This is a genomic window from Pseudomonas sp. SMSB3 (assembly GCF_052041965.1).
Taxonomy (GTDB): Bacteria; Pseudomonadota; Gammaproteobacteria; order Pseudomonadales; family Pseudomonadaceae; genus Aquipseudomonas.
The window spans coordinates 1-2,088 of sequence record NZ_JBKGGV010000033.1 but is presented as its reverse complement, the minus strand read 5'-3'; the positions used below and the strand labels follow the sequence as shown (position 1 = coordinate 2,088).

1 protein-coding gene is annotated in these 2,088 nt (G+C 60.7%); it reads left to right on the top strand.

Annotated features, from left to right (window positions below):
- Positions 1-2,088: immunoglobulin-like domain-containing protein (locus ACLEJW_RS23150; RefSeq protein WP_440778319.1), on the top strand; the 2,088-nt coding region annotated here is incomplete at both ends.

Sequence of the window (2,088 nt, the reverse complement as noted above, 5' to 3'; positions counted from 1 at the left end):
ACCTTTGAGAATCTTGTCGCCAACACGGATCCCGTCAGCACTGCCGTTACCGATGTAACAGACACGACAACGGTCACCCTGACCGCTACGCCAGCTGTTGCCGAGGGCGGCACCATTGTCTACACCGCAACTGTCGGTGCGCTGGTAACCGGTAGTCCGGTCGTGGTGACCTTGGCCAATGGCCAGATCATCACGATCCCGATTGGCCAGAGTGCAGGCACCGCAACTGGCGCCGTGAGCAACGATGTTTATCAAGGACATGAGGCGGTCACCAACAGCATCACCAGCGTTAGCGGCGGAAACTTCGAAAGCCTGGTCGCCAACACCGACATCGTCAGCACAGCCGTGACCGATGTAACGGACACCACTCCCGTCACCCTGACCGCCACACCTTACGTGGCTGAGGGCGGCACCATCGTGTACACCGCCAGCGTCGGCGCGCCGGTGACTGGAAGCCCGGTTGTCGTGGCCTTGGCCAACGGCCAGACCATCACGATCCCGGTTGGCCAAAGCTCCGGCACTGCAACCGGCGCTGTCAGCAACGATGTCTATCAGGGCCACGATGCTGTCACCAACAGCATCACCAGCGTCAGTGGCGGTACCTTTGAGAATCTTGTCGCCAACACGGATCCCGTCAGCACTGCCGTTACCGATGTAACGGACACGACAACGGTCACCCTGACCGCTGCGCCAGCTGTTGCCGAGGGCGGCACCATTGTTTATACCGCCAGCGTCGGCGCACCCGTGACTGGCGCTCCAGTTGTAGTGACCTTGGCCAATGGCCAAATCATCACGATCCCGGTTGGCCAAAGCTTCGGCACCGCAACGGGTGCCGTCAGCAACGATGTCTATCAGGGCCATGAGGCGGTCACCAACAGCATCACCAGCGTCAGTGGCGGAAACTTCGAAAGCCTGGTCGCCAACACTGACCTCGTCAGCACAGCCGTGACCGACGTAACGGACAGCACTACCGTGACCCTGACCGCCACACCATCCGTGACTGAAGGCGGCACCATCGTCTACACCGCAAGCGTCGGCGCGCCCGTAACTGGCAGTCCGGTCCTGGTGACCTTGGCCAACGGCCAAACCATCACCATCCCGGTCGGACAGAGCTCAGGCACTGCAACCGGCGCCGTCAGCAATGACGTCTATCAAGGCCACGCGGCAGTTACCAACAGCATCACCAACGTATCTGGCGGTAACTACGAGAACCTAGTAGCTGATAAAGGCGTGGTCAGTACCTCAGTCACGGACGTCCAAGACACCACCACGGTTTCCTTGTCGGCCACGCAAACCGTCGCTGAGGGCGGGCAGATCGTCTATACCGCTACTCTGACCAACGCCGCTCAGTCACCCGTTACCGTAACGCTGAGCAATGGCCAGTCCATTACCATCGGCGCGAACCAGACTACAGGCAGCGTCACCGTCGCTGCTCCTGGAGACGATCCATACATCGATGCCGGTCAGGTCAGCGCGCGTATCACCAATGCAACCGGCGGCAACTTCGAAAACCTGGCGATCAACAGCACCGTTGCGGTGACCAGCGTCACTGACACCATCGATACTTCGACTGTGACGCTCAGCGCGACCCCGTCCGTGGCTGAAGCCGGCACGATCATCTACACCGCCAGCGTCAGCGCACCGGTCACTGGCAGTCCGGTCGTGGTGAGCTTGGCCAACGGCCAAACCATCACCATCCCGGTTGGCCAAAGCTCTGGGACTGCAACCGGCGGCGTTAGCAATGATGTCTATCAGGGGCATGCGGCCGTCACCAATAGCATCACTAACGTGTCTGGCGGCAACTACGAGAACTTGGTCGCCGATAAAGGCGTTGTGAGTACTGCGGTCACTGACGTACAGGACACCACCACGGTTTCCCTGTCGGCTACGCAAACCGTCGCTGAGGGCGGGCAGATCGTCTATACCGCCACCCTGAGCAACGCCGCTCAGTCGCCGGTCACCGTGACCCTGAGCAATGGCCAGAGCATCACCATCGGCGCCAATCAAACGACTGGCAGCGTGAGCGTCGCTGCGCCTGGCGACGATCCATACATCGATGCAGGTCAGGTCAGCGCGCGTATCACCAAC